This is a genomic window from Nocardia asiatica NBRC 100129 (assembly GCF_000308415.1).
GTDB lineage: Bacteria > Actinomycetota > Actinomycetes > Mycobacteriales > Mycobacteriaceae > Nocardia > Nocardia asiatica.
This window is the reverse complement of sequence record NZ_BAFS01000210.1, coordinates 1-26,706: the sequence shown is the minus strand read 5'-3', so window position 1 is coordinate 26,706 and position 26,706 is coordinate 1. Positions and strand designations below refer to the sequence as shown.

The window sequence follows — 26,706 nt, the reverse complement described above, 5'->3', positions numbered from 1 at the left end:
CTGCCGGCGAACGAACCGCCGCGTCTTCGCGATTCTACGTGGCCGGTGCGGTCGGCGGCGGCTTCCGGACTATCGGACGGCGGTGGACGCGCGCAGGAACCGGCCGGTCCGGCGGGTGCCGAGTACCGCGGCGGGAGCGCCGTCGCCGAAGACCGGCACACCGCCGACGAACACCGCGGTCACCGTGTCGTCATTGCGGTTGACCATGCGCGACATGTTGTCGAACGGAGCGATCGGGGATTCCCGGTACGCGTCGAGCGAATCGTCCAAGCGGGCCGGATCCAGGACGACGACATCGGCTCGGTCGCCGACCCGCAGGTGCCCGGCGTCCAGGCCGTACCAGTCCGCGAGCTCGCCGGTGAGCCGGTGCACCGCCTGCTCCACCGACAGGAACGGGCGACCCGCTTCGGCGGCGTCGCGCACGCGGCGCAGGAAGCGCAGGCCGAAGTTGTAGAACGCCATGTTGCGCAGATGCGCCCCCGCGTCGGAGAAGCCCAGCTGTACGCCGGGGTCGGCGGCGAGCCGATCGAGCACCTCCGGTCGATGGTTGGAGATCGTCGTGCGCCAGCGAACCTTGCCGCCGTGCTCCACCACCAGGTCGAGGAACGCGTCCACCGGATGCAGGCCGCCGCGCTCGGCGCCCACCTGCCCGAAGGACTTGCCGACCACCGCCGGGTCGGGGCACTCGACGATCCGCGCGTCGAAGAAGTCGCGGTGCCACACTCTCGGCCCGAATCTCTTGTCGTAATCCGCGCGGAAGCGGCGCCGGTAGTCCTCGTCGCGCAGCAGTTCCCGGCGTTGGTCCACCTGGTCGGCCAGGTGCAACGCTTCGGCGCCGGAACCGAACTCCTCGAACACCACCAGGTCGATGCCGTCGGCGTAGACCTCGAAGGGCACCGGAAGGTGCTGCCAGCGGAAATTGCCGCCCAGCGCGTTGAGCACCCGCGCGATCAGGGGGAACAGGTGCACCACGCCGGGGATCGCCTTGATGTCGGCGGCCGAGAGCAGGCTGACCTTCAGCGGCCTGCGGAACAGGCCGAGGCTGGCCGCCGCCATCGTGACCAGGCTGTGCGGCCGGGACACGTCGGGTCCGCCCTGCAGCGCCCCGCCGCGCCTGCGCAGCACGGCATTGAGCCTGCGCCGTTCCCGGGTGGTGGCGTAGGTGGAGGGCAGGGTGCGCGACCGGCACACTTCGCCGTCGAGTTTGTCGAACATCAGTTGTTGCGAGGACATCCCGACGAACCCGGCGTCCAGCGCCTCGGTCAGCTTCGCCTCCATCCCGGCCAGTTCGGCGGCATCGGGCCGGATGTCCTTACGAGTGGCGCGCTCCAACCCCAGCTCGGCCGCACGGATATCCGAATGCCCGATGAACGCGGCGACGTTCGGGCCCAGCGGCAGTTGTTCCAGCGCGGCCGCGTACTCGTGCGCCGAGCGCCAGGTCTTGTGCGCGTCGACCGCCGCGACGACGTGCTTGCGCGGAATGGCCTCGACCCGCGCGAACAGGTCGCCCGCGTCGGCGGCGCCGACGTGGACGGTCGACAGCGAGCACGAGCCGAGCAGCACCGTGGTGATGCCGTGGCGCACCGATTCGGTGAGCGCGGGATGCTGCAGCACCTCGACGTCGTAGTGGGTGTGGATGTCGAGCATGCCGGGCAGCACCCACTTCCCGGTGGCGTCCACGACGTGCGGACAGGCCGGGTCGTGGATCGGCTCGGCCGAGACGGTCGCGATCCGCCCGTCGCGGATGCCGAGGTGCCGGACGGCCGAGGGCGCGCCGGTGCCGTCGAACCAGCGGCCGTTCGCGATGATGGTGTCGTACATGGGTCTACACCTCGAGATCGGTGCGCACGACCTTGCCGGTCGCGTTGCGCGGGAGTGCGGCGGTCGTGAGCCGCCAGCGGGCGGGCACTTTGTAGTAGGCGAGCCGCTCGGCGGCGAACGCGCGCAGTTCGTCTTCGGTGGTCGCGGTGCTGTTCTCGACCACGACCAGAGCGGCGACCTGCTGTCCGAGGTCGTCGTCGGGCACGCCGAGGACCGCGCATTCGCGCACCGCGGGGTGCTCCTCGAGGCACTGCTCGATCTCGGTGGGATAGACGTTCTCCCCGCCGCGCAGGATGAGATCCGAACGACGCCCGGACAGTCGCAGCCTGCCCTGCTCCAGCACCCCGATGTCGCCGGTGCGCAGCCAGCGGTCCGGTGTGATCGCCGCGGCGGTCGCCGCCTCGTCCTGCCAGTACCCCAGCATCACATAGGGACTGCGCACCCAGATCTCGCCTTCGGCGCCGTCGGGGACCACCTCGCCCGCGCTGTCGCGGATCTCCAGCGTGACCCCGACGACCGGTCGTCCCACGGTGTCCGGGAACGCCGCCAGTTCGGCCGGGCTCGCCAGGGTCGCGGCGGTGCTGCATTCGGTCAGCCCGTAGCTGGTCACCAGCGCGTTGCGGGCGACGGGCAGTTGGTCGCGCAATCGCTGTTGCAGCGCGGCCGAGGACGGCGCCGAATTCAGCGAGAAGGCGGCCAGCGAGGACAGGTCGTAGCCGGACAGGTCGAGTTCGAGCATCCTGGTGGCCATGGTCGGCATGGCGCCCCAGTTGGTGATCCGTTCGGCCTCGATCAGTCGCAGCACCCGGTCGGCGTCGAACGACCCCTGGTGGATCACCGCCGCGTCGCCGGTGACCAGCCGGGGGACCACGAGGTTGTGCAGGCTGGCGATGTGGAACAGCGGCGAGGTGACCAGGAAGCGCCGCCCGCTGGGCAGTTCGCTCGCTCCGGTGAGCGCGGCGGCGAGCGCGTCGTTGAAGACGTGATAGTCGGTGACCGCGACGAGGTTCCGGTGCGAATGCACCGCGCCCTTGGGACGTCCGCTGGTGCCGCTGGTGTACAGGATCACCGCGGGGTCGTCTTCGCCGATCTCGGCGTCCGGCAGGGTGTCGGTCCGGTACTCGGCGACGAGCGCGGGTACGTCGTGCTCCATGGTGAGCACCGGGACGCGGATGTCCAGCTCCGCCGCCAGCGCGGCCCGTTTGGCGTCGACGACCAGCACCGCCGGGCTGGTGTGCTCGACGCCGTAGGCGACTTCGCGCGGCGCCCACCACGCGTTGTAGCCCACCGCGATCGCGCCGAGCGCCTGGGCCGCCCAGAACGTGAGCACCCACTCGGCTGTGTTCGCCGCCAGAATGCCGACCCGGTCGCCCTTCCCGACGCCGAATCGGTCCCGCAGGGCCGTGGCCAGCGCCGCGACCGCGGCGGCGTGCTCGGTGAACGAGATCCTGCGGTCCGCGGTGACCAGATAGTCCCGATCGCCGTGCGCCGCCGCGGCGACGAGCACTTCGCGCAGCGAGGACTTGCGGTCGCGCACCACCGGCATCGGTGCGCCGAGCACGTCCTCGACCACCATCTCGAAACGACCGCCGGGTCCGGTGAGCCGGGCCGCGGCCTGCGCTACGAACGCCTGCGGGTCGATGGGCTTCGTCATATCGGGTACTTCCTCGTCACTGCACAGGGTTGATTCGTCACGGCTCGGGCACCAGGACCGCTCGGCCGGTGACCAGGCCGCGTTCGAGCCGGTCGAGGGCGTCGCGGCCCTCGGTCAGGGGGTAACGCTCCACCTCGACGCGTAGCTTGCCCGACGCGGCCAGCGCCACGGCGTCGATCAGGTCGGATTTGGTGCCGCCGTAGGACTTTCGGACCGAGGCGCCCCACGGCCAACCCGTGCCGCCCGCCGGGGCCGCCGTGATCTCGGGAGTGCCGCCGCCGAGGCCGATCATCCGGTACGCCCCGTTCGGCGCCACCGACTCGACCGCGAGCCGGGCGGTCGCGTCGACGCCGACGAAGTCGAACACCGCGTCCGCGCCACGGCCCGCGGTGCGGTCGAGGATCTCGCGTGCGGTGTCCGGGCCCGCGACCAGCCCCTCCGCGGCCCCGCACCGCAGCGCCAGATCGAGCTTGTCGGCGGCGACGTCCACGGCCAGCACGCGCGCCGCCGTGGTCGCGGCGAGGATCTGCACCGCGACGTGGCCGAGCCCGCCGATTCCGACGACCACCGCCACCGACCCGGGGCCGAGCTGCTCGCGCGCGCCGCGGATGGCGTGATAGCTCGACAGCGCGGCGTCGGCCAGCGGCGCGGCCCGCGCGAAATCGAGGTCGCCGATCGGCACGAACGAACTCGCGGGCACGCGGATGTAGTCCGCCATGCCGCCGTCCGGCCCGAGGCCGGGGCAAGGCGGCATGGCGGTGCGGCCCGCGGCATGACACACGTTCTCGTTGCCGCCGACGCACTCCCGGCAGACCCCGCACGACCAGCACAGATACACGATGCCGCGCTCACCGGCCCGGCGGCCGTCCACGCCGTCGCCGACGGCCTCGATGGTGCCCGCGATCTCGTGACCGAGGGTCAACGGCTTCTCGCGCATCCGGAACGGGATGCGCAGCACATGCAGATCCGAATGGCAGATGCCCGCCGCGCCCACGCGCAGCAGCAGGTCGGTGGGACCGATCCGGGGGATCGGTACCTCGCGCAGTTCCAGCACACCGGGCGCGGTGAGCTGCAGTGCCCGCATCATCCGCGGATCGCCGCGAACGTCGCGCGCAGATAGGCGTCGGCGCGGTCGGAGCCGATCAGACCGGGAGCCATCCGGTTCATCGTGTAGGCGAACGTGGTGCGGTGCTCGAGGTCGTTGACCACCATCGCGCCGCCGTAGCCCGCCCACCAGCACACCCGGCCGTCGGGCACTTCCGGTGCGGTCTGCGGCTGGGGCAGGCCGTAACCGATGCCGAACCGCAGCGGCAGCAGCAGCGCGAGATCCACGCCGTCGGACTGCTGCTGGAAGATCAGCTCGATCGTCTCCTCGGACAGCATTCGCCGCCCGCCGAGTTCGCCGCCGCAGGACACCAGTGACTGCACCCGCGCCACCGAGCGCGCGTTCCCGTGGCCGTTCACCGCGCCGATCTCGGCCTGTCGCCAAGCCGCGCTCGTCGTCTCGGCGATGTCTAGCAAGGGGCTGGTGAGCGTCTTGACCAGGACGCTGTCCTGGTCGAGCGCGGCCATGTCGAATTCCGGCATGGCGGGCGGGACCAAGGCGGCGATCCGCGCGTGATGCTCGGGCGCGGTGCCGATGTGGAAGTCCGCGCCCAGCGGCCCGGCCAGTTCCTCGGCGAAGAACCGGCCCAGCGAGCGTCCGGTGACGCGGCGGATCACCGCGCCGATCAGGTGGCCGTAGGCGAGGGCGTGATACCCCGACGCGGTGCCCGGCTCCCACCACGGCGGCTGGCTCGCGAGGCGGGCGGCGGAGGCTTCCGCGTCGTAGATGTCGGCGAGCTGGATCGGCGGCTGCCAGCCCGACACGCCGGAGGTGTGCGCGAGCAGATGACGGATCTCGATGTCGCCCTTGCCGTTCGCGGCGAACTCCGGCCAGTATTCGGCCACCTTCGCGCGCACGTCGAGTTCGCCGCGCTCGACCAGCAGCAGAGCGCTGAGCGCGGTCATGGTCTTGGTGATCGAGAAGACGTTCACCAGAGTGTTCTCGGTCCACGGCGCGGTGCGCTCGGGGTCGCGGTAGCCGCCCCAGAGGTCGACGACCGGTTCCCCGTCGACCGTGACGCAGATCGACGCGCCCAGTTCCTCGCCGGAGGCGAGCCGGGCCTCCAGTTCCGTTCGCACCCGCGCGAATCGCTCGGCGCAGAAGCCCGACGTCGCGGTGCCTGTCGTAGTGGTCATCGCGGCCTCACACGTGTTCGAGCGTCCGAGCCGGAACCGGCAGGGCGTTGCCGGCGGCGGCGGCCCGTTTCGCGCCGCGCGCCAGCTCCCGCCGCAAGTCCCGCACATACGGTTCGAACTCGATCTGGATGGTGTGCCGCGGCGAGTCGTAGTAGCGGCCCGTCCTGGCCGATTCCGCGGACCGGATGGCCGCTCGCATCTCCTGCGCCGACGGCGGGTGGTAGCGGCCGGTCAGGTAGGCGGCCACCAGCTTGCTCTGCTGCTCGGCGAAATTCACCAGCGTGGGCAGCGGCTGGGCCAGCCCGAGGAAGAAGAGATTGTCGATGCCCGGCTTGATCATCTGCTTGAACAGCGGGAAGCGGTTGTCGCTGTCGGGCAGCAGTTCGGGGTCGGAGAAGAACGGGAAGGAGATGCGGTAGCCGGTGGCGCAGACGATCACGTCCACCTCCGCGGCGCTGCCGTCGGCGAAGCGCACCCGCGGTCCCTCCAGCGCGGTGATCGCGGGCTTGAACGTGATATCGCCGCAGCCCGCGCGGTGCAGGAACTCCTCGCTGGCCGACGGATGCGCCTCGAACGGCAAGTGGTCGGGGGCGGGCAGGCCGTAGTCCTCCATGTTGCCGCGGAATTTGCGGACGAAACGCTGCTTGAGTTTCAGGCCCAGCTTCGGCGGCATCCACCGCGGCATCGAGCGCTTGTCACCGACCTTGCCGTTGACGTACTTCGGCAGCACCCAGACCCCGCGCCGGGCGGAAACGTAGAGCTCGGCGGCGAGGAAACGCTGCGACAGCTCCGAGGCGATGTCCAAGCCGGAGTTGCCCATGCCCACCACGACGACGCGTTTGCCGCGCATGTCGACGGGGTCGAAGGGGTCGTTGTAGGCGTGGCTGTGCAGCAGCGTGCCGTCGAATTCACCCGGATAGTCCGGGATTCGCGGGTCCCAGTGGTGGCCGTTGCAGACGACGAGCGCGTCGTAGTCCTTGGTGTGCCCCTCGCCGGTGGTGATCAGCCAGCGACCGTCCGCGCCGCGCTCGGCCGCGGTGACCTCGGTGTTGAAGACGATCCGGTCGCGGATGCCGAAGTGGTCGACGTAATCGCGGAAGTACTGGAACAGCTGGGAGTGGTGGGGGAAGTCCGGCCACTCGTCGGGCGCCGGATAGTCCTCGAATGCCAGACGGAATTTGGACGTATCGATGTGCAGGCTCTGGTAGCAGGCGGACATGCCGTTGGGGTTCTTGTAATACCAGTTGCCCCCGACCTCGTCGGACGCCTCGTAGCAGTCGAAAGGGATGCCGTGGTCGTGCAAGCGTTTGGCTGCGGTGATCCCCGAGGGGCCCGCCCCGATCACGCAGACCCGGGGGAGTGCGGTTGACGTCATTCACTGTCCTCGTGCTGGTGGGCCGTCGCCGAGGACGGCCGAACGTCCGATACGGGTCGCGCACCGGAGTGACGTAGGCAACAAAATAACACTGGGTAGACATCATGTCCAGTGAGTAACGCACTGTCTATCGAGCTTGTCCGCGCGTAGACTCGATCGGCGGTAGCCGCATGTCAGCACGTCTTTCACGGATACGAGGTACCGGTTCACCATGCGCACGAACGCGAACCTGCGCGACGAGCAGAAGCAGCAGACCCGGGCCCGCCTGATGGAGGCCGCCAAGGTGCTGTTCGCCGGCCGCGGCTACGCGGCCGTGCGGGTGGACGACATCGCCGCGGCGGTCGGCTGTAGCCGCGCCACCTTCTATCTGCACTTCGCGGGGAAGCTGGAGTTGCTGCGCGCGATCGCCGAGCAGGGCACCGCGCCCACCGCGTTGCACTTCTATCAGGATCTCGACCGCGTGCTGGAGACCGGTTCGCGCGCCGAGTTCGCCGGCTGGGTGGCCCGCGCGATCGAGTGGTTCCACGAGTACAAGGACCTGCTGCCCGCGTGGGACGAGGCGACGGCGCTGGAGCCGGAGTTCCGCGAGATCGCCCGCGACGGCATCCTCGCCCTGCCCAACGCGATGACGGCCTACCTCGCCGGGTGGCCTGCCGAGCGGCGCGACGAGGCGCGGTTGCGCGTGGAACTGCTGGTGGCGCAACTGGAACGGTTCTTCACGCGATGGGCGATGCAGGGCACCATCGACGTCTCGGTGGACCAAGCCGTCGAGGTGCTCACCGACATCTGGTTCCCCGCGCTGCGCGCGCCGACGGCGGCGAGCTGACCGGCCCGGTGCGTTGTGTTCCGCCGCGATCGGCAACCGTGTGCGAAACAGCGCGCGGCGCAGCGGTTGTCATCGAGCGACCGCGCGGCCGTCGCGGTAGCCCCCGACTGGCATTGCCGAATATTTGCTGATTGTCCGGGTCGGGTGCTCGGCCGACCCGATTCGACGGTGGCCCGCGAATCTGTCGGCGGCGTGCGGCATCATCTGTGCACGCAGCCAACCACGCAATAGCTCGGAGTCGCCATGCCGTCGCCACGAACCAAGCCGCAACCTTTGTCGGACAGCGAGATTCAACAGATCGCCACGGACATAGCCGGTGGCCACCCGCCCATGGTGTGGTTCACCTCGGCCGCGGTGGGCGTTCCGGAGGGGCGCTCGGGCAAGGTGATCGCGCTCGGCGACCCTGCCGACGGTGACTTCCTGCAGGTCCGGCCGACCGGATCGAAGGATGTACTGTCCTTCTCTCCCGTCGAGGTGACCTTGACCAAGCCGCCGCGAGGGGTGGCGGGCGCCGCTGCCCAGCCGAAGTCGTCAACCAGGAAGGAACCCCCTGTGACCCAGTCGTCGACCGCGACGCAGCCCGCTCAGGCGAGCGCCCCCACGGCAACCGCCGCCCCCAAACCGGTGGAGGCCGCCGGGGAGGCGAGCCGCGGGGAGAGTGCGGGCAAGCAAGCCCCGGCGGCGCCCAAGCCCGCGAAGGCGGCCGCCGCCCGCAAGGCCAAGGCTCCCGAGGTCACCGTGACACTCACCGGCACCGCAGACGGCGAATGGTCGGTCGACGTGGTGAGCGGCAAGAAGCGCACCCTGCGCGGCTTGCCGGTGGCCGGTTCCGCGGTGGCCCAGGCGGCGAAGATCCTGCATCCCGAGGTCGCCGAGGTGGTCGCGGGCGTGCTGGAGGCGCTGCGCGGCGTGCAGGAGGCCAAGGTGCAGCAGTTACAGGCCGAGCTGGAGGAGGCCAAGCGCCTGCTGGACGAGCTGAGCGACTGACTCACACCGCGGGGCTGGCGGAACGGGTGACCGTGCGCCAGGTCCGGCGCTCGGGATCGGCGGGCGGGCGGCGCAGGTCGTCGTGGAACGCGTAGCCGAGCGAGTCGTGCTTCGCGTGGTACATGGCCGCGTCCGCGTCCCGGAGCAGGCTGTGCATGTCGCGGTCCGAGCTGCGCGGACCCGCGCACGCGACGCCGACGCTCGCGGTGATCGGGATCTCGCCCGCGCTCAGCCCGAACGGCCGGACGAACGCGCCGAGCAGTCGTTCGGCCAGCACGGCGGCATCCGCCCGCGCCAGCGCGGCGAGCACGACGAATTCGTCGCCGCCGTAGCGGCTCACCACGTCCTCGCGGCGCACCACGCGCCGGATGCGGGCCGCCGCCGTCGCGATCAGCTCGTCGCCCACGGCGTGCCCGTAGCTGTCGTTGACCCGCTTGAAGCCGTCGAGGTCGATGAACAGCAAGCAGATCGGTTGCTCGGCCCACTGTTGCGCCCGCTGCCGCAGCGCGCGCAACAGCGCCGACCGGTTCAGCAGGCCGGTGAGCATGTCGTGGTCGGCCTGGTACTGCGCGCGCCGCTCGCTGCGTGCGCTGCGCACGATCGCCCGCTCGCTGCGCACCAGCATGCCGATCAGCAGCAGCGCGAACAGCGACGACACCACCACTCGGTCGACCGCCTGCAGGCTGGACCCCACCACCGGCACCAGCGAAGCCACGATCAGCGCGATCGCGATGAGGCTGGCGCGCTGCCGGGAATGGTGCGGGTGGATGCGCCGCGGCGTGCCGAGCGTGGCCATGGTGGGGTGCAGCGCCGCCACGCCCACGGTGGCGTAGGCGACGAGCAGCGGAGCCAGCAGCACCTCGCGGCCCAGCGCGGTCGCGCCCGCGGTCTCCAAGCTGTAGCCGAGATCGCCGAGCAGCACCGCGACCAGTCCGGCGTGCAGCAGCCAGAGCGAGGTCTCCGCGCGCGTGGAGGTGGCCATCGAGTGCGCGACCAACGTGAGCAGCAGTGCGTCCAGCACGGGGTAGGTCGCGGCGACCAGCACGTCCAGCCCGGTCTCGGTGGATTGCAGGATCGGTGAGATGAGGAAGGTCCACGAGGCGAGCAGCGCGCCGAGCCCGATGAGGACGGAGTCCAGCAGCAGGTCGTAGTCGCCGTGCACTTGGCGCGGCCACAGCCAGATCAGCGCGGCGAGCCCGACGCCGAGATAACCGAGCAGCGTGAATCCGTCGTCGAGCGGATGGACCGCGTGGTCGCCGATGTCGCGCAGCGTGGTGCCGGTGGCGAACAGCACCGCCGAGCCGGACAGCAGATACCACGGCAGCGGGTGCGCGGGCCGGTGGGTGTGCAGGCCGACGGCGATCATGGCGAGGGTCGCGCCGACGATGACCACCATCGTCACGAACGCCACCAGTTGCGAGTCGAGCGCCAGGTGAACCGCGATCGCGGCCCCGCTTCCCCCCAGAAGCGCCGCGTGCCAGCCCGATCGAAGACTCGTCCGGCAGTTGGTCTGTGGCTGTTCACCGGGTGTCATCAGCCCCCCTTGGTCGCTCCGTCCCCGGTGAACCGGGCCGCGTAGTAGATCTGCGAATCCTCCACCGCGACTTCGACGTTCGCCTGTTCGTCGAGCACCGCTCGAATACTGTCGGCGAACGAGAACCGAGTGTTGTTGTACGAGCAGATGTCCCAACCGACCGCCGCGCGTTCGGCAACCAAAACATGGACAACTGATTTGATCATGGCATGGAACGCGGCTCCTTGGCGGGCACTTGGCGCAACAAGGGTGAAACCCGCGTAGTAGATCGCCGCACGCGCCGCGTGTTCGGGATAACGGGCCGCGAAATAGTCCGGGCTGATCCACGGCACGGTCTCCAGATGCCGAGTCAGCGTCGTCACGCCGATCGGCTCGCCGTGGGCGTGCGCCACGTACTTCTGCACGCGGGGGTCGATCATCTCCTCCCGGAACTCGTCGGGATGCAGCACCTGGCGTGCGATGGCCTTCGCGCGCAGCGGCCCGAACGCCTCCTCGTAGAGGCGGTGGAACATCGCGATCCGTTCCTCCGGAATCGCCGCCTCGACGGTCACGGAGATCTCGCTCATCGCGGACCCCACGGAATGGTGTGATAGGCCGCCAGGACCAGCGCGCAAGCCGGGTCGCCGTCGGAGGTGGCGGTCGCGGTGCACAGCTGGACCGGCCCGAAGCTGTCGCCGCGGCGACGGGTCATGTCCGCCAGACTGGCCCGGATCAGCGCGGTGACCTCGTCGGTGGTCTCGGCCTCGTGCTCGACGAAAAGTCCTGCCCCGGAATCGTCGTCGCGCAGCGCCCAGCCGATGCCCGCCGCGGCGGTCGCGCCCCGCCCGCAGGCGTGTCGCACGGCGTACACGCAGTAGAGCCGGTCGCCCCAGGGGATCGGCTTGCGCACCCGCCCGATGCGTTCGACGGTGGCGCGCGGCGGAATGACCGAGGACAACCGGATCAAGTTGGCCTCGCCCACCCCGAGGTCGCGCAGCGCAGCGTCGAACGCCGACATGGCGGTCGGTCCCGCTCCGGTCGCCGCGCCGATCTCGATGGTCAGCGGCGCCGGGAGCGGCCGATCCAGCGGTGGCCGCAGCCGATCCGGGCGCGACCGCGCGCGTAAGTCGCCGCGTGCGGCGTCGTGCATCATGAAGCCCTCCCGATCCGACGCGGCCACCGAATTTGCAGGCCGGTCTTGCGTCGAAATCGACTGTGCGTCACGAACCGCGATCGCGCACCCAAGCGCGCCGAAACCACTGCTCGTGCGGCGTGTCTCGTACCCTGACACGACCGAGGAGAACAGCGAGGAACGAGCGTGCGGACATGGGTGGCGCCGGGGCGGGTCAATATCATCGGTGAGCACACCGACTACAACGACGGCTACGTCCTGCCGATCGCGTTGCCGCTGGTAGTGCGGTGTACGGCGGCCGCGTGCACGGACGGGCTGGCGCGGGTCGGCTCGCGGCAACGGCCCGGCGACCCGGTGCTCGTCGCGGTGCGCGATCTGGCCCGGCAGCGGGCGCGGGTGCCCGGGTGGGCGCGCTATCCGCTCGGCGTGGTCGCCGAGTTCACCCGGCGCGGTCATCGGATTCCCGGCGTGGATCTCGACCTCGACGGCGCGGTGCCGATCGGCGCGGGGCTGTCGTCCTCGGCGGCGCTGTCGTGTGCCGTGGCCGTCGCGCTGCGTGATCTGTTCGCACCCGAGGTGACCGACCGCGCCCTGATCGACATGGCCCGCGCCGCCGAGAACGACTACGTCGGCGCTCCGACCGGCCTGCTCGACCAATCGGCCGCGATGCTGTGCACGGCTGGGCACGCGCTGCTGCTGGACGTGCGCGCGTTCGCCGCCGACACCACTGCGCCGCGCGGCGCCGGGCACGAGCAGATCCCCTTCGACCTCGCCGCTTTCGGCCTCGAACTGCTGGTGATCGATACGGGGCAGCCGCACGAACTGGTCGACGGCCGCTACGCCGAGCGGCGCGATCAATGTGCGGCGGCGGCCGCGGCGCTCGGCGTCGCCACTTTGCGCGAGGTGACGTCCGCGGCGGATGCCGACCGGATCGCCGACGGCGTGCTGCGCCGCCGCGCCAGGCACGTGGTGACCGAGAACGCCAGGGTTCTCGCGGTTGCCGAAAAATTGCGAGAGGGCATCGACCCCCGCGAGATCGGCCCGTTGCTGACCGCGGGGCACGTTTCGCTGCGGGACGATTTCGAGGTGTCCACTCCGGCCCTGGACGCCGCCGTGGATGCCGCGCTGGCGGCGGGAGCGCACGGCGCGCGGATGGTCGGCGGCGGATTCGGCGGGAGCGTCATCGCGCTGGTCGACCGCGACCGCACGCCGACCGTGGTGGAGTCGGTGCGACGGCGTTTCGCGCGAGCGGGTTTCGCCGAGCCGCGCACGTTCGTCGTCGTTCCCGCCGCCGGAGCGCGCCGAATCGACTGAGCGACCGTCCAGAATTTGTGGGCGAATGTGCCACGCCGGTGCCGCCCGATCGCGCAGAGTATGTTCAGCCGACACCATTCGGCGGGCGACGAGGAGGTCGTGCGCGCCGGGCACAACCAGCACGACGCACGATCTCGCTCGCCGCCCCGGTTTCACCGCCAGGAGGAACGCTGTGCCGCTCGCCGCTCCATCCGTTCTCGCCGCCGTGCCGATCGTCTCCCCCCTGGCCGCCCCGCCCCCGCATCCGCTGGCCGCCGAGACCCTCCGGCTGGACGCGCAGCCGGTCGACTACGCGCTGGTCGCCCTGTATTTCGTGTTCGTCATCGGCATCGGTCTGCTGGCCAGACAGCGCGTGTCCTCCAGCATCGATTTCTTCCTCTCCGGACGCTCGCTGCCCGCCTGGGTGACCGGTCTGGCGTTCATCTCCGCGAACCTCGGCGCGGTGGAGATCATGGGCATGTCCGCCAACGGCGCGGAGTACGGGTTCCCCACCTTCCACTACTTCTGGATCGGCGCGATACCGGCCATGCTGTTCCTCGGCGTGGTGATGATGCCGTTCTACTACGGCTCCAAGGTGCGCAGCGTGCCCGAGTTCATGCGCCGCCGCTTCGGCACCGGCGCCCATCTGGTGAACGCGCTGAGCTTCGCCGTCGCTCAGATCCTCATCGCCGGGGTCAACCTGTATCTGCTCGGCTCCATCCTGAACGTGCTGCTGGGCTGGCCGCTGTGGGTGTCGGTGATCGTGGCCGCCGTGATCGTGCTGTCCTACATCACCCTCGGCGGCCTCTCGGCCGCGATCTACAACGAGGTGCTCCAGTTCTTCGTGATCGTGGCCGCGCTGCTGCCGCTCACCCTGGTCGGCCTGCACAAGATCGGGGGCTGGGACGGTCTGCAGGAGAAGATCGGCGCGTCACCCGGCGGTTCGCAACAGCTGGAATCCTGGCCGGGTAACGCCCTCAGCGGGTTCGGCAACGACTTCCTGTCGATCCTCGGCATCGTGTTCGGGCTCGGATTCGTGCTCTCGTTCGGGTACTGGACCACCAACTTCGTCGAAGTGCAGCGCGCGATGGCCACGCACTCCATCGCGGCGGCGCGGCGCACCCCGATCATCGGCGCCTACCCGAAAATGTTCATCCCGCTGATCGTGGTGATCCCCGGCATGATCAGCGCCGTGCTGGTGCCGCAGATGGCGGAGTACAAGGCGGCAGTCACCGCGAACCCGGAATACGAGAGCGACACCACCTACAACCAGGCGCTGCTGTACCTGATGAAAGACGTGCTGCCCAACGGCCTGCTCGGGGTGGGGCTGGCCGGTCTGCTCGCGGCGTTCATGGCGGGCATGGCGGCCAACATCTCCGCATTCAACACGGTGTTCAGCTACGACCTGTGGCAGCAGTACGTCCGGCGCGACCGCCCGGACGGCTACTACCTGGGCGTGGGCCGGCTGGCCACCATCGGGGCGACCGTGGCCGCGATCTTCACCGCGTTCATCGCCTCCGGCTTCAGCAACATGATGGACTACCTGCAAACCCTGTTCAGCTTCTTCAACGCGCCGCTGTTCGCCACGTTCATCCTCGGCATGTTCTGGAAACGGATGACGCCGGCCGCGGGCTGGATGGGTTTGGTCTGCGGAACCGGTTCGGCGATCCTCGTTTTCATCCTGCACGAGATGGAAGTGTTCGAACTGTCCGGCCAGGGCGCGAGTTTCGTCGCCGCCGGCGTGGCGTTCGTGGTCGACATCGTGGTCAGTGTCGCGGTCACCCAGGTGACCCAGCCGAAACCGGCGGCGGAACTGGTCGGGCTGGTGTACTCGGAGACGCCGAAGGAAGTGCGCACCGATCCGGAGGCCGACACGCTGCCCTGGTACCAGCGTCCGGTCCTGCTGGCGGGCATCGCGCTCGTGCTCGTGATCGCACTCAACATTCTCGTCGGATAGGGAGTCGTCGCAATGCTTTTCGATATCCGCACCATCGTCGGCGCGTTGCTCGGCTGCTACGGCATCGTGCTCGTCGTCACCGGACTGGTGGACGACACCGCGGCCCAGCAGGCCAAGACCGGCGGCGTCAACGTGAACCTGTGGGCCGGGCTCGCCATGGGCGTGGTGGCCGTCGTGTTCGTGGCCTGGGCGCTGCTGCGTCCGGTCCAGGTGCCCGAACCGCACCCGGCCGACCAGGCCGACGAGGGGCCGGACACCGTCTGATCCGGGCAGCGCCCCTGTTCGAGACGGATAGCCGCCCCTGTTCGACGGGTAGCGGACCCTGTTCGGCACGGACAGCGACCTCGGTTCGGCACGGGCAGCGGCTACTCTCCGAGACGGGCAGCGGACCCTGTTCGACACGGGCGGCGACTCTGTTCGACACGAACAGCGCCTTCTCTCCGACACGGGCAGCGCCCCCTGGAATTCCAGGGGGCGCTGGTTGTCGCGCGGCTCAGGCGTCAGGGGCGGGTGGTTCCGCCCGGGAAGGTGCCGCCTTCGCCGGGGAGGCCGGTTCCACCGACCCCACCGGGGCGAGGAGTCTCGCCGGGCATGGCGCCGGTTCCGCCGGGGCGGGGAGCCCCGCCGCGCTCTGTGGCGGTGTCGCGGGCATCCGGACGCGGAATGTCGCCGCGCCACGCGCCCGTTTCGTGACCTCGTTCCTCGACGAAGTGCTTGAAGCGTTCCAGGTCACCGCTCACCCGGTGCTTCAGTACGCCGAGCTTGTCGGCGACGTTCTCCACGAACCCTTCGGGGTCGACATCCATCTGCGCGGTGACCCTGGTATGGGTGTCGTCGAGCCGATGGAAGGTGACAACCCCCGCGTGGTTGGGTCCGCTGTCGGACTTCCAGGCGATCCGTTCGTCGGGATGCTGTTCGGTGATCGTCGCGTCGAACTCCCGCGTCGACGGGCCGACATGGACACGCCAGTGCGTGTGCCGGTCGTCGAGCTGGTCTACCGCTTCGACACCCTCCATGAACTGCGGAAACGACTCGAACTGCGTCCACTGGTTGTAGGCGGTGCGAACCGGAACGTCGACGTCCACCGTGGCGGCCATTGTGCTCACTTGCTACCCCTTTCCTCGCCCACCCGCACCGATCGCGCGGACGGGCGTCTTTCGGTTGACAAGCGCTCCCTTGGGGGCGACTCGGGACATCAATCGCATACCCGGGTCCACCGCGGACAAACAGCCCGAGGTCGTCTACGCCAAGACCATCGCCGCGTACGCGTCCAGATCCCGGACCGGTCGCGCCGTAGCCCACGGCTCGAAACTCGCCCTGGTCTGCGCGTACGCCTGCCGCAGCCGGGGCGAGGTATTCCGCGCGGCCAGGGCCAGGGCACGCCGGGCGGCTTCGCACGCACGGTCGATATCCCGCGTGACCGTCAGTTGGGCGAGGCTGAGGTTCCACAGGGCCCGGTCGCGGGTCGCGTGGCGGGGAATGAGTCCCAGCGCAGCTTCGATCGTGTCGGCCGCCGCGTCCGATTCGCCGCACGTTTCCAGGCAGCGGGCGGTCATGGCGCTCGTGGTCCACGCGCTCTGGTAGTAGCAGTACGACTCGTCCGGCGTCGTCTGCTCGGTGAACTCGTCGCTCACCTGGATCAGCTGTCGCCACGCGTCGACCTTCCGTCCATCGGAGGCGAACGCCTGCGCCGCGCACAGCTTTCTGAAGTCGTCGACCCGACGGTCCCGCACGGGCAGTCGCAGCATCCCGTCCGCGATCGTGGCGGCGTCTCGGAAGTCGCGCAGCTGAACCGCCAATTGGGTGCGGTGGCAGAGAATGCCGGTCGCGATGTCGATGTCGCCGGACTCTTCCGCGTGCTCGTGGGCGGTGCGGAACAGGGTTTCCGCTCGGTTCAGGTCGCCCTGGTCCCACGCCGACCACGCACTGCTGGCCATGGCCTCGCCGGTCAACGAGTGCAGCGCGGGCCGCAAGCTCGCCGGGCAGTCGCGCAGCAGCGCCGCGCACGTTCGCGCTTGGGCTTCGACGATCGGACGGGCGGCATCCGAACCGAGCTGATCGTCCAGTAGCTGTGCGGAGTGGACGGTGTCGCGCAGATGCCCGATCGCATCCGACGTGACGGTCGGAGAACCACTGTTGTTCGTTGTCGCCGTGCCGATGACCGCGCCGGTGGCGGCGATGAAGTCGCGCCGGTTCACGTCAAGTTCTCCAATCAACGCCCGGAAACGCCTGTGCGCCCCATGGTCCGCATCTTTGAGTACCCTGTCCAGCCGTGCTTGGTGGCTGATACTCACCCGGCGGTACGGCCGGCTCTCCCAGAAGCTGACCGTCCGCTGCGCACAACGCAGCAGCTCAGCGAGTTCGCTCTGGGTCAACCTGCACGCGTCCCGGAGCGTCTTCACATCCGCGCCGGTCCACATCGTCACATCTGCCACGGTGCCCCCTTACCCTGCCGGACGGTCATTGCTGCCGATTGCTCGAATCTGCGTGTCCGTTACCTTCCACCAGGCATTTTGCACCGGCACCCTGGTATCCGTACCCGGAACCGGGAAACCCTGTCGCACAACCGAACTCCTGTGCGAGGGAACATCCGAATCGTGCACGACGCAAGGGACGGGTGGCGTCTCGCCCCGGTTCCGGGTCGACCGACGACCGCGAGGAACCAACCGTGCAGCACACCCCGTACGGGGACACTCCGTTCTCCCGCCGTGACCACCGGCATGCGCACCGGGGCTGCGGACCGGAATGTGAACCGTGGATCGCCGTATCACATTGCGGTGCGGCGAAGTTCGATCCGGACACCGGCGAACTGCGCGCCGTGCAATGCCCGTCCCGGCACTGCGCCGACGCTTTCGTCTCGGTGGTCAACGGCAGGATCGCAGCACACACCGGCCCCTCCGAGCGGCCCGGCGTCTGCCCATGGGCAGGCATCCACATCGTCGACGACCGCACCGGTTCCCGACATCGCGATGCGCAGACGTCGGCATGACCTACGACGACCGCGCCGAAGCCGAGATCGCCGTACTCACCGAAGTGATCACCGCCGTCGACGCGGCCCTGAGGGATGCCGCCCCCGCGCAGCGCCGGCCCCGCAGCCGACGCGCCCGCGTGCTGGCGGTCGTGCTCTACGAACTGATCGCCAGCGCCCGAACCACGGCAGGCCCCGATGCCGGCCGCCTCTACACCGCCCCGATCCTCGATTCGCTCATCGACAACGTGCCCGCCGTCGACGAGCTGTCGGTCCTCGACCTCTTGGTCGCGTTTCTCGCCGCTCAGCACACTGCCACGGACCCTTGACCCGTGTGCCGTCGATCAGGGTGCTCAACGGCAGCAGTTCGGGTCCAGCACTACACAGAGAGCCGCCAGGGCGTCGCGGCGGGCGCGGTGGAAGGTGTTCATGCCGCGACGTTCGGACTCCACCAGCCCGGCCTTGCGGAGCTGGCCGAGGTGATGGCTGACCGTCGATTCCGCCAGCCCCACCGCCGCGGCGAGATCGCCGCCGTTCTCCTCGCCGGGTGCGCTGGTCAACAGCAGTGACAACAGCTTGACCCGCACCGGATCGGCGATCGCCTTCAACCGCAACGCCACTTCCAGCGCGGCGGCGTCATCGACCGGCCCGGCCGCGACCGGGGGGCAGCAGACCGGGGCCGACATGTCGATCACGGGCAACGTCTTGGGCATGCGATCGACTCTACCCAAAGCATTGACATATGTCGAAAAGGTGGCAGACTCGGCAGCGAACCGGTTCTTCGATATATGTCAAACAAGTGGAGGTAGTCATGTCCCGCATCCAGCTCGCCCTCAATGTCGACGACATCGACCAGGCTGTGCAGTTCTACTCGACTTTGTTCGCCGCCGAGCCCGCCAAGCGCAAGCCCGGCTACGCCAACTTCGCCATCGCCGAGCCGCCTCTGAAACTCGTGCTGATCGAGAACCCCGGCCACGGCGGCAGCGTCAACCACCTCGGTGTCGAGGTCGAAACGTCCGACCAAGTGCATGCCGAAATCGCCCGCCTGTCGGAAGCGGGATTGTTCACCGAGGAACAGATCGCCACCACCTGTTGCTTCGCCACGCAGGACAAGGTCTGGGTCACCGCCCCGGACGCCGAACGCTGGGAGGTCTACACCGTCCTCGCCGACAGTGACACTTTCGGCACGGCACCCGGCGGCGCAGCCGACGCCGAGGCGGTCCAGGCCTGCTGCGGCACCGCCGAGGAGGCCGCCGCGGAGGGCGCGTGCTGCGGCTCGGACGCGAAGAAGGAGGCCGTAGCCGCTGGCGCGACCTGCTGCGACTGACCCGGCAACGCTCGCGGCGGCGCATCGGACCGGCTGTACGTCTTGCCCCGGACCGCCGCCGTCGTGGTCTTCAGCAGGCGTGATGAGCCCCGGGCGGCAGGCATGCAGGCCCGGGGCTCGCCATATGCCAGCTTCGGCGAGCCGAGCGAGGCGAACTTCGCGTTCGGAAACAGGCTGGAGACAACACCCCGGATTGCCGGGGCCGTCGATCTGCGGCTGTACCGACGTCGCGCAGTGCATAAGTTCTATTCGCGCGTCGTACCAGCCGGTGCGTCCTTGGTTCCGGTGATCTCGTCCATCAACATCCGCAGCGTGAGTGAGTGCTTCTCCGGCGGAAGCGCATTCATCGCGGTACGCGCCGCTCGGACGCCCTCGGGTCGATCGCCGGCTCTCACCAGCATCAGACCACGGTGCAATTCCAGATGTGTCGCGAAGCGCGGCAGTTCGGCCGGAAGTTCCCTTCGCGCTTGCTCTTGCGATGCCACCGCCACTTTCTCATCCCCGAGTCGGGCGGCCAGCAAGGAGAGGAACACGTTCATGCGCCACCACGGGACGGCGTAGTCGGAGGTTTGCTCATACGAGCCGGACTTGTCGAAAACACGGCGTCCCTCTTCCATGAGGGCGCGCCCCGTCCCGTGGTCGCCGCGCAGCACCGCCGCATGGGCCTTGCCCATGATCGCGTTGAGGCGCCCCAAGCTCGGCTTGTCCGATAACGACAGTGCTTGGTCCGCGAAGAGGCCCGCGACCCGCAGCGCCGCACCTTCGTAACCGAGGGCGATGGCTGCTCGCCCGCGCACCCAAATCCGAGTTTGCTCGTCTTCGGAGCGGTCTGCGGCCTCAGCGGCCATTCGATACCAGCTAACCGCTTTCGTGCCGTCGGACCCTGGGAACGTTTTCGCATACAGGGTCATCAGCCGGGCCGCCGCTCCCCACATCTGCGGGCTGTCCAATTGCTGTTGCAGGATTGCCAGGTCGATGGCCAGGCGCCGTTGGATATCCGCCGCCCCCAGCGACATGTAGTCCGTGCCATAGGCGTTGAGCTTCGCCTGCCACGTCTCGATATCCGGCCCGGCATGATCCAACCGCGCGGAGAATCCAGCCGCCAGCAGATCGGAGGCCACTACCGGCGCGATGCTGGTCGCGGCCGCCTGCGCCAATAACTTCCGTCTGTTCATGCCATCGTCCTCGAAAACAGCCAGAGGCACGTCCAGTACCGCCGAGAGATGGCGTAGCCAAAACCGGCTGGGCACCGTGTCTCCGTTCTCCCAACGCCTCGAGATGTACTCCCGAGAGATGTTCGCCCCCGAATGGGCCGCCAGCTCGTCCGCCAGCCGCCCCTGCGACCATCCGCGCGCCTTCCGAAGCTCACGGATCAACTCGCCCACACCCATACCGTGATCATCTCCCAGGGTGCCACTACCGAATGCCACTATCGCCAGGCCCTTGCAGTGCGTCCCGTTCAGTGATCCAGCGCACAATGCCACTTACTTGTGCCACTGCACAGGCCGATCTTCGTGCGTGACGCTTGATTTGGCCCCGAGTCGGGTTGCCGCCGGTTCCTCACTCCGTCTCTGCCGGTTGCCCGATGAGGCGCAGCCGACAATTCGGCATCGTTGACAAGAATCGTTGTGCTTCAGAAGTTTTTACCGAGCCGTCTACGAGTGCCAATGCTTCGGAACAGCCTCGAGTGCTCGCCTCAAGCGATGACACGCTCTTGCGACACGGAAAGATAGAATATCAACCGCAGATCAGCTCAACCGCTTGAACAGTCACAGTACTTCTGCACCCATGGTGGTTCGAGCCTGGCAGCGAGGCCACGGTCCCAAGTCATCCATCCGGATTCGCCGCCGCCTGGCGGGCCGCGAGCGCCGGTATCGCCGCGATCTTCTCTTGCGGCAACGAGTCCCAGATAAGCCCTACTGGGCGGCGGCGTTCATCGCATCGAATCACGTCCTCCGGCGTGACGATCACGTCGACGCGGAAGTCGTGCGAGCTCTCAGGTAGTGGAACGTCCAGCACCTGAAGTCGATGCACGGTTGTCGCAATCACCGTGTCCGGTCCAATCCGGTGGCCTTCTTGCAGAAGCGCAAGTTCGATATCGGAGTATCCTGCGCCCTTGCCCAATCGCGCGCCGCTGCGGTCAACCGCTACGCTGCCGAGGACCACCATGTCGACTGGGTGCATCTCGTTTACATCGACGTTCCGGCCGATCGCGGCGGCTACGTCCCTTTGTGCCGCACGCTCGGGAGGCTCGACCAAACCGGCAGGGTCAAGAAAATAGAAGGGCTTCGGCGCAGCCAGGCGAGGAACGGCCATATAGACCAGTTTTCCCTCAGCAAGGGCACGAATCCGAACGGGTAATTGAGCGGTGTCCGGAACGGTCTTGAGAACTTCAGCCCGCTTCCATTCGTTCAGACTAGCCAAGCGTTCGGCCGCCAATTCGGCACCCACAAATGCTGGAATATGACGGGGAGCGCCTTGGCGCGTAACTCCTTCGTGTTCCAGCATGGCCCAGACCTCTTCGCGAAGACTCTGCTTCCGCTGCTCAACACTCACTGCGCGCTCTCCTATCTCGTCATCAACTCGAGAATGCGGTCGTATACGTCCCGCAAAACCGCCGAATTGCGGTATGGCTTGAGTTCTCGGCAAGCATTGAACACAATGTTCAATCCAGCGCCGCCACGCGTCTTTTCCACGGAATCGATTGCTTTATTGAGAACATGCGCGCCCTCTTCGAACCTATGCTGTCGGATTTGGGCAAGGCTCAGGTTACCCATGACGATGGCATCGGTCTTCGACTTCTTACCCGCCTTGCGGGCTACTTCTTCCAGCATGGCTTGAGCGCGCTTTTCTTTGCCGAGGAAAAGCTAGCACGATCCAGCAAGCCTATTGTATTCTGCTACGGCGTCTATACCCAGTACGACCTCGCCATCGGCAATGGTCCCATGAACGCAATCAGCACGGCTCAATGCCTTCTCGCATTCTATTTGCCTACCCAGCATCGCGAATGCCTCCGCCTGGTGAAGAAGCGCCAGAAAGGCCAACTCTCGACTGAATATATGGACAGCATCTAGAAGTCTTGTAGACAAATTCAATGCAATAACGGGGTTCTTTTCGCCATAGAGCGAGATGTATATTTTTCGCAGGAGGGCTTGTCCCTCGATGACCGGATCGCCCAACTCCTGCGCCGCCGCAATTGATTGGTCCAGATAATAGTGCGCCGTCGCGTTGTCGCGGCGCTGGGAAGCGTCCCAGACAAGTCGGCTCATAAGTATTGTTCCCTGAGCTTCGACAGTAAGTAGCTTTCTACGGATCGACTCAGTGGTCACATGAGCGTGAAACAGTCGCACTTGGCCGAGGTATTGTCCAGCCTGTCCGAGAAGGGATGTCGAGGGCTCAATCTCATAAGATGCATTCAGGTCGTAGATATGACCTCGAATAAGTTCAATGGTGCTGACCTCAACTTTCTTCGGAGTGGTAGTACCATATTCCATCCGGTCAATTTCTTCGCCGCCGCTCACCAGACCGCGATTATCGTCTCGTACGTTGGCGAGGGCAGACTGAAACCGCGCTCGCTGCCGGTCGTCGAGGCGCTGGAGCAAGGTATCCATACCCTCAGCGAACTCACTCGCCAGCGTGATAGTCGATCCGCGACGCTCCCACTTCCGGACGGCACCTAGAGAGAACCCGGACACGGCAGCAAGCTCTTTCTGTGTCAGACGAAGCGCTTGGGTGCGCAGCAGCAGCACTTCAACGCCTGTCCACCTAGTCACGATCATCGCATCCGTCCAATCGTGCACACCGGTCTCGAGTGCACATGAGCGTAGCGCTTCCGTAGCACTCAGACGGTTCCGATCACGTTGGCGATGAACAACCCTGATGGTCAGCCCCGACGCCGGGTGCTGCCGGTTCTCCCGGCCCCGCCAGGCTGCCCGGTGACGCGCAATCAGGCGGTTCGGCCTCGGCGTCGGGTGCACACCAGTGCATCGAGCAGGGGAGTTGTTCGTGAATTCAGCAAGACAGCTGGGGCATACACCGTTGTCCGCGTGTCAGTTCTACCGGCATGTGTGTGACCTGCCCGCCGAGGTCCGGCCGCCGCATCTGGGTCGCATCACGCTGCGGGCAGGGCGGGTGTGCGGGGTGATGATGCCCGCGTTCATCGGCTCGGAAGTCAAGGCATGGATGCACCAGCACGGTCAGCAGGTCGGGCCGGTCCTGACGCATCCGCGTTCGCAGCGCTGGACCTTCCTCACCGGCCCCGACCTGCCGGAGGACATTCGGTTGTTCGCGGAGATGTCACGGTTCGGTGTGTCCATCCTGCGCGCCGGAGAGATCGCGTTGCCCGGTCCCGGACAACGCCCCGGCTTGTTCCGGGCTTGGGTGCAACCACCCCGCGATCCTTACCGCCCACCGGGGCGCGTCGTGGTCGAAGCGATCCGGGGGTGCGTCGCCCACCGCGCCCGGAAGCGGCGGGTGGTGATGACGCATGTCTGACAACGTCACGGCCATAGTCCCGGACGGGTGCGGTGCGGCGTGTGGGCCGTGGATCACTGTCGAACAATTGAACCTGTTCACCTTTCGCCAGGAGACCGGCGAGGTGTTGTCGGTGAAGTGCCCGTCCATGAACTGCTCTGGGCAGATGGTCAAGGTCGTCAATGGCCGCATGGCCGTCCACGGCTCTCCGATGGCGATCGCACCCGGAGACCGAAAATGCCCATGGATCGGTATCCGCGTCGTGTGCGACCGTACCCGCCACCTAGAAGTTGGTTTCCAGCCTGCCCCGCCGCCAGTCCAGCCGCCGCAGGCCGGTCGGTGAACGGCGACCAGGACGGCGAGCGCGCCGCCGCCGAACTCGACGTCCTCATCGACGTGATCGGCACTCTGATGGTCGCCACCGCGGATGCGGTGCGGGACGGGATGATCCAGACCACTCGCGTGCGTGTGATGGCGCTGGTCGTCTTCGAACTGATCTCCAGCGCACGCACCGCATCTCCACCCCACACCGGCCGCCTGTATGCCGCACCCGTGCTCGATCCGATCATCGACAACATCCCAGCCGCCGACGAGATCACCCTTCTCGACCTGCTGATCCCCGCGATCATCGGCCAGCACATCACCAGCACCTGACACAACCCCAGAGCCGCCCCGGCACACATCGCGCCCCCTGGTACCCGTTGCACCACAAGGAAGCGCGCACGTGCCGGGGCACCCGAAAGGGGGAAGGCTGCGCGGACGGGACTCCACATCGGTGTGCCCAACCGAACCCGCCGCCAGCCTTCCGCCGATTCCCAATCCAAACTGATTGAGCAACAGCATAATTCGCTCGCGAGCGACGCTCTCTCACGAAAGGAACGTCTATGTACGCTCCCGGCACAAAGCCGGGTAGGTGATGACATCCCCACTGCCGAACGAACCGGATGTGCACCTGATCGTGCGGCTGCGCGAGTACCACCTGCACTACGCGGCATGCCTCACCGCCGCTTTGATCTTCGTCCAAGACGAACAATTCCGGCACTGCACAGACGGCGTATCCGTGGCCGGTGACGCACCCGACCACTTACCGAGGTTGCCCGGGGAACGACTGTATGTACAGCGATGATGCGACACCCGCTGCTTGCCCGGTGACTGTGCGGGCGCGAGACTGACCTGTTCGGACCACAACGAGAGGGAGTGAACGTGGGGAATGACGAGCAGATGATCATGGATCTCGGCGTACCCGTCGAGCGGACTAAGTGGGGTATATGGGTCGCCCCTGACCGGCGTGCTGCACAGGTGCGGAAATTTCTCGATCGCGCCGGATTGCCTGCATTGCCGCAAGAACCGTGGGACTTCGAATCCGACGAGGCAGAACAGATCAGCGACAAGATCGCGGAGCTGTTTCCAGATGTGAAGGCTGTAACAGTCCCCGAAGATTCAGACAACGTCGATCAACTGGTGTGCTTCATCGGAGAATGGCTCATCCGGTATCTCGATGCGCGGTGGCTCGACCTGACCGATATGCCGTCCGGCTACAACGACTACAAAGATATTTCGATATACGACGGCATCAAGCCGGGTATAGCTTTCAAATTCCAAGATTGGAAGACCTGCACCGCGGAACTGCTTGTGAACTTCGTTGTAGAACATGAGTTCATCGACATCATCGAACTGGTATCCGTTGCCTACTGGAGGCTGCGTAAGGGCGGCGCTCCATTGTTCTCCGAGTTGAGCGTCAACTTCTCTGGCCATCCTCCTTTCATGTGACCCGCATTGATATTTGCTTCGTAAGTTCGGGGGTGGGTATTGCCTGGTGACGGCTACGACAGTGATCGCAACGGATTCGATAGCAATGAACGTGGACGAATCTTCGAAAATGGTGCCGATCGATTCTTCCGCGACCGCGAGAATGGGTACGTCATTCATTCCCGAACTTATGAAGTCGGGAAAGACCGGGTTCAATTCGACAAGATCAAGGAACATCGCGGCGTCACCTACACCATCGAAGAGAAGTCTGGCAGAATTCGGGGAGGAAAAGACGAAAAGCAACTCAGAGCGGTGCGAGAGCTTCTTGATAAGAATAAGAATCACCAGCATGTGTTGCGATCGGTCCAAGGTGAGTCGATATCGAAAGAAGCGCAGGAACTCATCGTCGGATTGCTCCGAGACTTTCCGAATCAGTTCACACACCAAGTCATAGCGCGAGCCGATGCCCGCGAGATCTGGGCGCGAGGGCGTGCGTTGGAGCAGGGCCAGCAGCTCGAATTGCCCGGCGTCGGCGAGAAGGCTCGTCAGCAGCGGCAGCAGGAAAAGGCGAAGCGGCAGGAGAAGATTGCAGGGCTGGCGAAGGCGCGCGACCGAGCCGAGAAGTTCCGGAAGATGCAGCAGTTCCGGGAAGCCGCTGCGCGTGGCCGGTCGGATGCGCCACAGAAGGTCGCACGCGACCGGCAGGTCCGAGCAGAGGCCGAGCGAACCAGGCAAGCACGTCAGACGCTGGAAGCCGAACGGGCGCGGATCGAACGGGAAACCGCCGAACGTGTGGCGCGGGAGTTCCCGGTGCCCAGCCAGTATCGGGAACGCGAAACCGCCGACACCGGAGAACAGGCGGCCCGAGAAGTAGCCGTCGCCGCCAGTTGAGCGCGAAGCAGCCCCGGCACGCGCAGCGGCAGCCGAGAGGGAACGCGAAGCGGTGTCCAAGGCGCTCGATGAGGCAAGGAACGCGGCGTTCAAGCAGCTGGACGAGAAAGGACGTCTGTCGGAGGTGGAAAGACTTCTGTGGTTGGGGCAGGCGCAGCATCCACAAGCCGCAGTGAGGCAGACGCCCGGTCACGCGCCGAGCGTTGAGCGAGGCGGCACAGGCCAAGGACAGGACCGCTCACGCAATGTATCCCGCGACCGATGACAGACCGCGTCCAATCGACGCAGGTCTCTCTTTGAGGCGGGGTTCGGTTCGCACACTGGGTCGTGCGGCAGTAGGCCAGCACTTCGCGTCCGCTTGTCATGACGGACGAAACCCACAGGAAGGGATGACGCCCCGGCACCAGGGTGTGGTGCCGGGGCGGAAATTCACTTCAGGGGAGTGGGCATGGGCGAGTTGATCGTGCTGAAGTACATGATCGCCGCGCCGATGGCGACC

At 67.2% G+C, this 26,706-nt stretch carries 28 protein-coding genes and 1 pseudogene; 14 read left to right on the top strand and 15 right to left on the bottom strand.

Annotated elements, in window-relative coordinates; translation table 11 throughout:
* Window positions 1–69 precede the first annotated feature (69 nt).
* The 5 genes from ON27_RS20720 to ON27_RS20700 are packed head-to-tail and all read right to left on the bottom strand — an operon-like array spanning window position 70 to window position 7,091.
* A complete protein-coding gene (locus tag ON27_RS20720) occupies window positions 70–1,821 on the bottom strand; it encodes an N-acyl-D-amino-acid deacylase family protein (RefSeq protein ID WP_043730159.1) in 1,752 nt (583 codons plus the stop codon).
* Window positions 1,822–1,825: 4 nt separating this feature from the next.
* The gene (gene casG, locus ON27_RS20715; protein ID WP_043730157.1) at window positions 1,826–3,475 is read right to left on the bottom strand and encodes a steroid-24-oyl-CoA synthetase; all 1,650 of its coding nucleotides are present in this window, start codon (window positions 3,473–3,475) and stop codon (window positions 1,826–1,828) included.
* 37 nt (window positions 3,476–3,512) lie between these two features.
* A complete protein-coding gene (locus ON27_RS20710) occupies window positions 3,513–4,559 on the bottom strand; it encodes an NAD(P)-dependent alcohol dehydrogenase (RefSeq protein WP_043730235.1) in 1,047 nt (348 codons plus the stop codon).
* Window positions 4,559–5,716: an EstA family serine hydrolase gene (locus ON27_RS20705; RefSeq protein WP_043730152.1), complete on the bottom strand. Its 1,158-nt coding sequence runs from the start codon at window positions 5,714–5,716 to the stop codon at window positions 4,559–4,561. The genes ON27_RS20710 and ON27_RS20705 overlap by 1 nt, the downstream gene beginning before the upstream one ends.
* A gap of 7 nt (window positions 5,717–5,723) precedes the next feature.
* Complete coding sequence (locus ON27_RS20700) at window positions 5,724–7,091, bottom strand: flavin-containing monooxygenase (protein ID WP_043730148.1); 1,368 nt, start codon at window positions 7,089–7,091, stop codon at window positions 5,724–5,726.
* Window positions 7,092–7,302: 211 nt separating this feature from the next.
* On the opposite strand from ON27_RS20700, the gene ON27_RS20695 reads away from it, so the two are divergent.
* On the top strand, window positions 7,303–7,917 hold the full coding sequence (locus tag ON27_RS20695; RefSeq protein WP_043730144.1) for a TetR/AcrR family transcriptional regulator: 615 nt from the start codon (window positions 7,303–7,305) through the stop codon (window positions 7,915–7,917).
* A 243-nt stretch (window positions 7,918–8,160) separates the two neighbouring features.
* A complete protein-coding gene (locus ON27_RS20690; RefSeq protein ID WP_043730140.1) occupies window positions 8,161–8,904 on the top strand; it encodes a DUF6319 family protein in 744 nt (247 codons plus the stop codon).
* A gap of 1 nt (window position 8,905) precedes the next feature.
* Here the strand turns inward: ON27_RS20690 and ON27_RS20685 are convergent, their stop codons facing one another.
* From ON27_RS20685 to ON27_RS20675, 3 genes are read right to left on the bottom strand one after another with little or no spacing between them, the layout of a single operon-like run.
* On the bottom strand, window positions 8,906–10,438 hold the full coding sequence (locus ON27_RS20685) for a GGDEF domain-containing protein (RefSeq protein ID WP_051046822.1): 1,533 nt from the start codon (window positions 10,436–10,438) through the stop codon (window positions 8,906–8,908).
* The gene (locus tag ON27_RS20680; RefSeq protein WP_043730135.1) at window positions 10,438–11,004 is read right to left on the bottom strand and encodes a hypothetical protein; all 567 of its coding nucleotides are present in this window, start codon (window positions 11,002–11,004) and stop codon (window positions 10,438–10,440) included. Before ON27_RS20680 ends, ON27_RS20685 begins: the two co-directional genes overlap by 1 nt.
* Entirely contained in the window at window positions 11,001–11,570 is a 570-nt protein-coding gene (locus ON27_RS20675; protein ID WP_245560028.1) for a pyruvoyl-dependent arginine decarboxylase, read from the bottom strand. Before ON27_RS20675 ends, ON27_RS20680 begins: the two co-directional genes overlap by 4 nt.
* 165 nt (window positions 11,571–11,735) lie before the next feature.
* Between ON27_RS20675 and galK the strand changes: the two genes are divergently transcribed.
* The 3 genes from galK (at window position 11,736) to ON27_RS20660 (ending at window position 15,063) form a co-directional block, all read left to right on the top strand.
* A complete protein-coding gene (gene galK / locus ON27_RS20670) occupies window positions 11,736–12,863 on the top strand; it encodes a galactokinase (RefSeq protein ID WP_083887697.1) in 1,128 nt (375 codons plus the stop codon).
* A gap of 247 nt (window positions 12,864–13,110) precedes the next feature.
* Window positions 13,111–14,799 carry a sodium:solute symporter family protein gene (locus ON27_RS20665; protein ID WP_043730225.1) on the top strand — a complete coding sequence of 563 codons (1,689 nt, stop codon included), beginning with the start codon at window positions 13,111–13,113 and terminating at the stop codon, window positions 14,797–14,799.
* A 12-nt stretch (window positions 14,800–14,811) separates the two neighbouring features.
* On the top strand, window positions 14,812–15,063 hold the full coding sequence (locus ON27_RS20660) for a hypothetical protein (protein WP_043730132.1): 252 nt from the start codon (window positions 14,812–14,814) through the stop codon (window positions 15,061–15,063).
* A gap of 383 nt (window positions 15,064–15,446) precedes the next feature.
* Here the strand turns inward: ON27_RS20660 and ON27_RS20655 are convergent.
* Window positions 15,447–15,905 (bottom strand): annotated as a pseudogene (locus tag ON27_RS20655) (SRPBCC family protein); the annotation flags it as partial.
* A gap of 135 nt (window positions 15,906–16,040) precedes the next feature.
* Window positions 16,041–17,234 carry a helix-turn-helix domain-containing protein gene (locus ON27_RS20650; protein ID WP_157227263.1) on the bottom strand — a complete coding sequence of 398 codons (1,194 nt, stop codon included), beginning with the start codon at window positions 17,232–17,234 and terminating at the stop codon, window positions 16,041–16,043.
* Window positions 17,235–17,467: 233 nt separating this feature from the next.
* Here ON27_RS20650 and ON27_RS20645 point away from each other — a divergent pair, with 233 nt between their 5' ends.
* Both ON27_RS20645 and ON27_RS20640 read left to right on the top strand, forming a co-directional pair.
* A complete protein-coding gene (locus ON27_RS20645; protein WP_157227262.1) occupies window positions 17,468–17,788 on the top strand; it encodes a hypothetical protein in 321 nt (106 codons plus the stop codon).
* Window positions 17,785–18,096 (top strand): hypothetical protein, encoded by a 312-nt coding sequence (locus ON27_RS20640; RefSeq protein ID WP_043730123.1) that lies wholly within the window; start codon window positions 17,785–17,787, stop codon window positions 18,094–18,096. The genes ON27_RS20645 and ON27_RS20640 overlap by 4 nt, the downstream gene beginning before the upstream one ends.
* A 24-nt stretch (window positions 18,097–18,120) precedes the next feature.
* On the opposite strand, the gene ON27_RS20635 is transcribed toward ON27_RS20640, so the two are convergent.
* Window positions 18,121–18,480, bottom strand: a complete 360-nt coding sequence (locus ON27_RS20635) for an Rv2640c family ArsR-like transcriptional regulator (RefSeq protein WP_043730120.1) — start codon at window positions 18,478–18,480, stop codon at window positions 18,121–18,123.
* A gap of 98 nt (window positions 18,481–18,578) precedes the next feature.
* On the opposite strand from ON27_RS20635, the gene ON27_RS20630 reads away from it, so the two are divergent.
* Entirely contained in the window at window positions 18,579–19,094 is a 516-nt protein-coding gene (locus tag ON27_RS20630) for an ArsI/CadI family heavy metal resistance metalloenzyme (protein ID WP_043730118.1), read from the top strand.
* Between the two features lie 245 nt (window positions 19,095–19,339).
* Here the strand turns inward: ON27_RS20630 and ON27_RS20625 are convergent, their stop codons facing one another.
* The 4 genes from ON27_RS20625 to ON27_RS42985 all read right to left on the bottom strand — a co-directional run bounded on the left by ON27_RS20625 (window position 19,340) and on the right by ON27_RS42985 (window position 22,843).
* Entirely contained in the window at window positions 19,340–20,479 is a 1,140-nt protein-coding gene (locus tag ON27_RS20625) for a helix-turn-helix domain-containing protein (RefSeq protein ID WP_245560027.1), read from the bottom strand.
* Between the two features lie 442 nt (window positions 20,480–20,921).
* Window positions 20,922–21,650, bottom strand: a complete 729-nt coding sequence (locus ON27_RS20620; protein ID WP_043730112.1) for a 5-formyltetrahydrofolate cyclo-ligase — start codon at window positions 21,648–21,650, stop codon at window positions 20,922–20,924.
* Window positions 21,651–21,661: 11 nt separating this feature from the next.
* The gene (locus tag ON27_RS42990) at window positions 21,662–21,928 is read right to left on the bottom strand and encodes a hypothetical protein (RefSeq protein ID WP_157227261.1); all 267 of its coding nucleotides are present in this window, start codon (window positions 21,926–21,928) and stop codon (window positions 21,662–21,664) included.
* Window positions 21,929–21,961: 33 nt separating this feature from the next.
* A complete protein-coding gene (locus tag ON27_RS42985) occupies window positions 21,962–22,843 on the bottom strand; it encodes a helix-turn-helix domain-containing protein (protein ID WP_157227260.1) in 882 nt (293 codons plus the stop codon).
* Between the two features lie 256 nt (window positions 22,844–23,099).
* Here ON27_RS42985 and ON27_RS20605 point away from each other — a divergent pair, with 256 nt between their 5' ends.
* The 6 genes from ON27_RS20605 (at window position 23,100) to ON27_RS20585 (ending at window position 26,207) form a co-directional block, all read left to right on the top strand.
* Window positions 23,100–23,588, top strand: coding sequence for a DNA-directed RNA polymerase subunit beta (locus tag ON27_RS20605; protein WP_245560026.1), 489 nt, complete (start codon window positions 23,100–23,102; stop codon window positions 23,586–23,588).
* A complete protein-coding gene (locus tag ON27_RS42980; protein ID WP_157227259.1) occupies window positions 23,581–23,910 on the top strand; it encodes a hypothetical protein in 330 nt (109 codons plus the stop codon). The genes ON27_RS20605 and ON27_RS42980 overlap by 8 nt, the downstream gene beginning before the upstream one ends.
* Window positions 23,907–24,221, top strand: a complete 315-nt coding sequence (locus ON27_RS20600) for a hypothetical protein (RefSeq protein ID WP_043730101.1) — start codon at window positions 23,907–23,909, stop codon at window positions 24,219–24,221. Before ON27_RS42980 ends, ON27_RS20600 begins: the two co-directional genes overlap by 4 nt.
* A 262-nt stretch (window positions 24,222–24,483) precedes the next feature.
* Window positions 24,484–24,693: a hypothetical protein gene (locus ON27_RS20595; RefSeq protein ID WP_043730099.1), complete on the top strand. Its 210-nt coding sequence runs from the start codon at window positions 24,484–24,486 to the stop codon at window positions 24,691–24,693.
* 77 nt (window positions 24,694–24,770) lie between these two features.
* The gene (locus ON27_RS20590) at window positions 24,771–25,337 is read left to right on the top strand and encodes a hypothetical protein (protein WP_157227258.1); all 567 of its coding nucleotides are present in this window, start codon (window positions 24,771–24,773) and stop codon (window positions 25,335–25,337) included.
* Window positions 25,338–25,376: 39 nt separating this feature from the next.
* Complete coding sequence (locus tag ON27_RS20585) at window positions 25,377–26,207, top strand: hypothetical protein (protein ID WP_043730094.1); 831 nt, start codon at window positions 25,377–25,379, stop codon at window positions 26,205–26,207.
* Window positions 26,208–26,706 lie beyond the last annotated feature (499 nt).